Origin of the sequence: Subdoligranulum sp. APC924/74, from assembly GCF_003324125.1 — a bacterium.
GTDB lineage: Bacteria > Bacillota > Clostridia > Oscillospirales > Ruminococcaceae > Gemmiger > Gemmiger qucibialis.
The window spans coordinates 1-5,421 of record NZ_PSQF01000138.1; the positions used below are offsets into that span (position 1 = coordinate 1).

The window sequence follows — 5,421 nt, forward strand, 5'->3', positions numbered from 1 at the left end:
TACCGCAACCCGACATTATCGAGCATTTTGGCAACGCAGATGCCGTGCCGCAGCCGCCGGAGCGGTGCTTAAGCCGTCAGGTGGGAATTGTGCGGTGTTGCCATAAGGAAAAGCCGGGCGGTGGAGAAACCGCAGGGAAGCGCCGTCTGATTCTTGCGTTTTACTGCAAATTGTGCTATATTTAAAATCCAGGATATCCTAGTGTTTTCCTTGGATATTCGGGATAGGACACAAACGAAATGAGGTAAGTTGGATGGGACTTTGGGCAGACGCAAAAAACATCCGGGACAAAGACCCTGCTGCACGCAATGTGGCGGAGGTCATCATTTTGTACCCCGGTTTCCATGTGCTGGTAACGCACAAAATTGCACATTTTTTGTACTGTCACAAGTGTTTCTTCCTGGCGCGCCTCATCAGCCAGCTGGCCCGCCACCTGACCGGCATCGAGATCCACCCCGGTGCCAAGATCGGCAACCGGCTGTTCATTGACCACGGTATGGGCATCGTGTTCGGCGAAACGACAGAAATCGGTGATAACTGCACCATCTACCACGGCGTTACCCTGGGCGGCACCGGCAAGGATTCCGGCAAGCGCCACCCCACATTGGGCAATAACGTGCTGATCGGTGCCGGTGCCAAGGTGCTTGGCCCGGTGTATATCGGGGATAATGTCCGTGTCGGCGCGGGCAGTGTGGTGCTCAAAAATCTGCCGGCCAATACCACCGCGGTCGGTGTTCCGGCCGAAGTGGTCCGCGTGCGCGGCAGCCAATCCTGCCCGGCGGACGACCTGGACCAGCAGGCGCTGCCCGATGTGCTCAGCAACCGCATCAGCGCACTGGAAGCCCGCTTGAGCCGCATGGAAGCCGCCATGCAGGGCGAGTACCCGCCCGACAAACCGCGTTTTGCCGCCCCGGAAACGGACGGTGTACCGCCGCAGAATCCGCATACAGAAGAATAATTCAGAAAAATTTCAAGCTCTCTGCCCCACTTTGGGGTAGAGAGTTTTTTACTTTGCCGCAATTTTTCTGCTTTTTATTTGGGCAGGTGCTACCCAAATGCGGTATTATCTGCTATAATAAACGTGATTTTGATAATAAAGAGGGGTGCCTGTCATGAAAGCTGTTATCACTGTTATCGGCCACGATACCGTGGGTGTTGTTGCCCGCGTAAGTGCCGTGTGTGCCGAGCTGAACATCAACATTGAGGATATTACCCAGAGTATCCTGCAGGATATGTTCTGCATGATTATGCTGGTGGATATCTCTGCCTGCGCAAGCGAACCGGCCGAAATCCGCGCCCGTTTTGACACATTGGGCCAGGAGATGGGAATGCAGGTCACTGTGACTCGGCAGGAAGTCTTTGACGCGATGCACAAGGTGTAAGGGGGCACACGATGAAAATTCTGAACAGCGGCGATATCTTGGAAACCATCGAGATGCTGACCGCAGAAAACCTTGATGTGCGTACCGTTACCATGGGCATCAGCCTGTTGGACTGCATTGATCCCGATGGCAAAAAAGCCTGTGAGAAAATCTATAACAAAATCACCCGTCTGGCGGGGAACCTGGTTCCCGTTGTCAACAAGATCAGCGCGGACTATGGCATTCCCATTGTCAACAAGCGCATCAGCGTAACGCCCATCGCCATGCTGCTGGGCGCTGCACCGGATGCCGACCCCGTGTGGTTTGCCAAAACGCTGGATGCTGCTGCCAAGGCGGTCGGCGTCAACTTTATCGGCGGTTACGGTGCTTTGGTGCATAAGGGTTTTTCCGCCGGCGATGTGCGTTTGATCGAAAGCATTCCCCGTGCACTGGCCGAAACCGACCTGGTCTGCTCCAGCGTCAATATCGGTTCCACCAAATCCGGCATCAATATGGACGCCGTTGGCCTGATGGGCCGCGTGGTGCGCCAGACCGCCGAGCTGACCAAAGATAACATGTGCATGGGCGATGCCAAACTGGTGGTTTTCTGCAATGCACCCGAAGATAACCCGTTTATGGCCGGTGCTTTCCACGGCCCTGGAGAGCCGGACTGCGAGATCCATGTCGGCGTTTCCGGCCCCGGTGCGGTGCGCGCCGCTCTGGCCAAGCTGCCCAAGGATGCCCCGATGGATCAGGTGGCAGAGCTTGTCAAGCGCACGGCGTTCAAGATCACCCGTCTGGGCCAGCTGGTGGCCAACCTGGCCAGCGAACAGCTGGGTGTGCCCGCGGGCATCATTGATCTGTCCCTGGCGCCGACCCCGGCTATTGGCGATAGTGTTGCCAACATTCTGGAAGAAATGGGTCTGGAAAGCTGCGGCTGCTGCGGCACCACCGCCTGCCTTGCCATGCTGAACGACGCCGTGAAAAAGGGCGGCGTAATGGCATCCAACCATGTGGGCGGCCTGTCCGGCGCATTCATCCCGGTATCTGAGGATGACGGCATGATCAAGGCAGCCGAATGCGGCAGCCTGACGCTGGAAAAGCTGGAAGCCATGACCGCCGTCTGCTCCGTTGGCATTGACATGGTGGTTATCCCCGGCGATACCACCGCCGAGGTCATCAGCGGTCTGATTGCAGACGAAGCCGCCATCGGCATGGTCAACAGCAAGACCACCGCTGTGCGCGTGATCCCCGCCATTGGCCACAAGGCCGGCGATGTTCTGGACTTTGGCGGCCTGCTGGGCCACGCCCCCATCATGCCCATCAGCCAGTACAGCCCCGCCGTTATGATCCACCGCGGCGGCCGCATCCCCGCACCGATGCAGGCATTGAAAAATTAAAGAATCATTCAATAAATAATATATACAAAAGAGCCATACCAGGCAGGAGAAGCACTTGGTATGGCTCTTTTGTATGAGTATATTGAATGTGAAAGATGCAGGAATGAGGATGATTTCTATACGATTTGTAGGGGCCGATGCTTGCCGTCGGCCCCTACAAATGTTTTTTAAGTTTGCAGCAACCAATTTACGTTTCTCCGCGGCGCGATGAGGGCATCGCGCACGACAGAATGTTTATATATGAGCCGCGCATAATCAAATGCTCTGTAGGAAACGGCCTGCCGAGCGATAATCCAATAGAATCTATGCTCGTCCGGGGCGTCGGGGGACGCCGCCCCGACTGTGTGGCAGGTGCATCACATTTTAGCATAGAAACCAGACAAGGCCCCGGCGGGCTCAGGTGACCCCGCTCTACCTCAAATTCCTAATTCCTCATTCCTAATTTCTAATTCCCAATCAAAGCACTCCCTGCTCCATCTTTGCCTTTACCTCAAACAGGTCCTTGCAGCAATCGTCATACAGGCTGCGCATTTCGTCGGTTACGGGCAAAAGGTCGGGCACCATCACGGTTTCGGCACCGCTGGCGTGGCCGGCGCGGATGCCGTTGTGGCTGTCCTCCAGCACCATGCAGTCATGGATGTCCACCTTAATGCGGCGGGCGGCTTCCAGAAAGATATCCGGCGCGGGTTTGCAGAGCTTGACCTCGTTGCCGCACACGATATCATGGAAATAGCGGGCGGTGCCGGTGGTCTGCAAATTCAGCTCGACCATGGTGCGCGGGCTGGAACTTGCCACAATGCGGGGCATGCCCAGATCTTCCAGGTAGGACAGCAGTTCTTTCAGGCCGGGCTTGCAGGGCACGCCCTTTTTGATCTGCTCGCCGCCGTATGCCCACACGGCATGCAGCAGTTCCTCGGCTTTGTCGCCGTAATAGCCGGCAATGTACTGGAGCTGGTGCTCCCCGGCCAGGCCGCGGCCATTGGAATAAAACTCCGGCGGCGGATCCGGCAGGCTCATCTTGCGGCAGCAGGGGCTCCAGAACTGGTCCCAGATGCGCTCCGTGTCAAACATCAGGCCGTCCATATCAAAAATAACGCCTTTTACTTTCGGTGCCATAGTGTGTGATCCCTCTTCTTGTCTTTGCAAATGCTGCCCGGCGCTGTGGCCGGGCGCGACTTATGCTATTATTGTACCCCATAAAATGGGGTGGTGCAATCAAAAAGTAGTCAAATTTTGCATAAAGACTGCAAATGTGTGCAGAAAGCGGAAAAATAGCTCTTGTATTTGCCACTTTAGAGCGTTATAATAATTACAATTTCGCACCACAATCAGGTTTGTGCGAACCTTCATGCGGTGCTGAATAAGGAGAGTAGGAAATAATGTTGGATATCAAAATTGTTCGTACTACTGAACCGAAGGCAAAGCCGCAGGACGAAAGCAAGCTTGGCTTCGGCAAGATTTTTACCGACCATATGTTCCTGATGGACTATACCGCCGGTGAAGGCTGGCATGACGCCCGCGTTGTGCCGTATGCCTCCCTGCCGATGGACCCCGCTACCGTGGTGTTCCATTACGCACAGGAAATTTTTGAGGGCATGAAGGCCTACCGCACTGCTGACGGCAGTGTGCAGCTGTTCCGCCCCGATTGCAATGCAAAGCGTTTCCAGGATTCTGCTGACCGTCTCTGCATCCCCAAGATCCCGGTTGAGGATTTTGTTCAGGCTGTTGAGACCCTGGTTGACGTTGACCGTGACTGGGTTCCCCACAGCGACGGCGCAAGCCTGTACATCCGCCCGTTCGTGTTTGCAAACGATGTCGGCCTGGGCGTGCATGCTTCCAAGCATTACCTGTTCTGCATCATCTGCGCACCTTCCGGCGCTTACTATGCCGAGGGCCTGGATCCCGTCCGCATTTATGTTGAGGACGAGTACATCCGTGCAGCCCCGGGCCTGACCGGCTTTACCAAGTGCGGCGGCAACTACGCTGCTTCCATCAAGGCTGGCGAGCTTGCCGAGGAAAAGGGCTTCAGCCAGGTTCTGTGGCTGGATGGCGTTGAGAAGAAGTATGTGGAAGAAGTCGGCTCTATGAACATCATGTTCAAGATCGATGGCAAGATCTACACCGCTGCCTGCACCGGCACTGTTCTGCCCGGCGTTACCCGCCGCTCCATCATTGAGCTGCTCAAGGACTGGGGTTACGAGGTTATCGAGGGCAAACTGGCCATTGCTGATGTGATGAAGGCTGCCGAGGAAGGCAAGCTGGAAGAAGTGTTCGGCACCGGCACCGCAGCTGTTGTCAGCCCCGTTAAGGAGCTGGATTGGGAAGGCAAGGTTGCCAACATCAGCGGCGGCAAGATCGGCCCCCTGACCCAGAAGCTGTACGATACCCTGACCGGTATCCAGTGGGGTAAGCTGCCTGATACCAAGGGCTGGACCGTCAAGGTTGAACCGAAGGTCTGATTCGACCCGGAAGCTATGCTTTTTAGCTGAGGCAACACCGCACAATTCCCGCCTTGCGGCTTAAGCACCGCTCCGGCGGCTGCGGCACGGCATCTGCGTTGCCAAAATGCTCGATAATACACAAAGTATTATCTGCGCTTTTGGCTTAGCATCTGCCGCACCTCGCTCGCCGTATCGGCACTTAGAATTATGCGGTATTGC

At 55.8% G+C, this 5,421-nt stretch carries 6 protein-coding genes; 5 read left to right on the forward strand and 1 reads right to left on the reverse strand.

Annotated elements, in window-relative coordinates:
- The 4 genes from C4885_RS16840 to C4885_RS15275 form a co-directional block, all read left to right on the forward strand.
- Nucleotides 1-185, forward strand: a 185-nt coding sequence (locus C4885_RS16840) for a hypothetical protein (protein WP_207657608.1), incomplete at its 5' end; no start/stop codon positions are given.
- 68 nt (nt 186-253) lie between these two features.
- Nucleotides 254-958, forward strand: coding sequence for a serine O-acetyltransferase EpsC (epsC, locus tag C4885_RS15265; protein ID WP_114001158.1), 705 nt, complete (start codon nt 254-256; stop codon nt 956-958).
- Nucleotides 959-1,112: 154 nt separating this feature from the next.
- Nucleotides 1,113-1,382 carry an ACT domain-containing protein gene (locus C4885_RS15270; protein ID WP_114001159.1) on the forward strand — a complete coding sequence of 90 codons (270 nt, stop codon included), beginning with the start codon at nt 1,113-1,115 and terminating at the stop codon, nt 1,380-1,382.
- A gap of 11 nt (nt 1,383-1,393) precedes the next feature.
- Nucleotides 1,394-2,761 (forward strand): PFL family protein, encoded by a 1,368-nt coding sequence (locus C4885_RS15275; protein WP_199488129.1) that lies wholly within the window; start codon nt 1,394-1,396, stop codon nt 2,759-2,761.
- Between the two features lie 456 nt (nt 2,762-3,217).
- Here C4885_RS15275 and C4885_RS15280 read toward each other — a convergent pair whose 3' ends face one another.
- The gene (locus tag C4885_RS15280; RefSeq protein WP_114001160.1) at nt 3,218-3,877 is read right to left on the reverse strand and encodes an HAD family phosphatase; all 660 of its coding nucleotides are present in this window, start codon (nt 3,875-3,877) and stop codon (nt 3,218-3,220) included.
- Nucleotides 3,878-4,140: 263 nt separating this feature from the next.
- Between C4885_RS15280 and C4885_RS15285 the strand changes: the two genes are divergently transcribed.
- On the forward strand, nt 4,141-5,220 hold the full coding sequence (locus C4885_RS15285; RefSeq protein WP_114001161.1) for a branched-chain amino acid aminotransferase: 1,080 nt from the start codon (nt 4,141-4,143) through the stop codon (nt 5,218-5,220).
- The last annotated feature ends 201 nt before the right edge of the window (nt 5,221-5,421 follow it).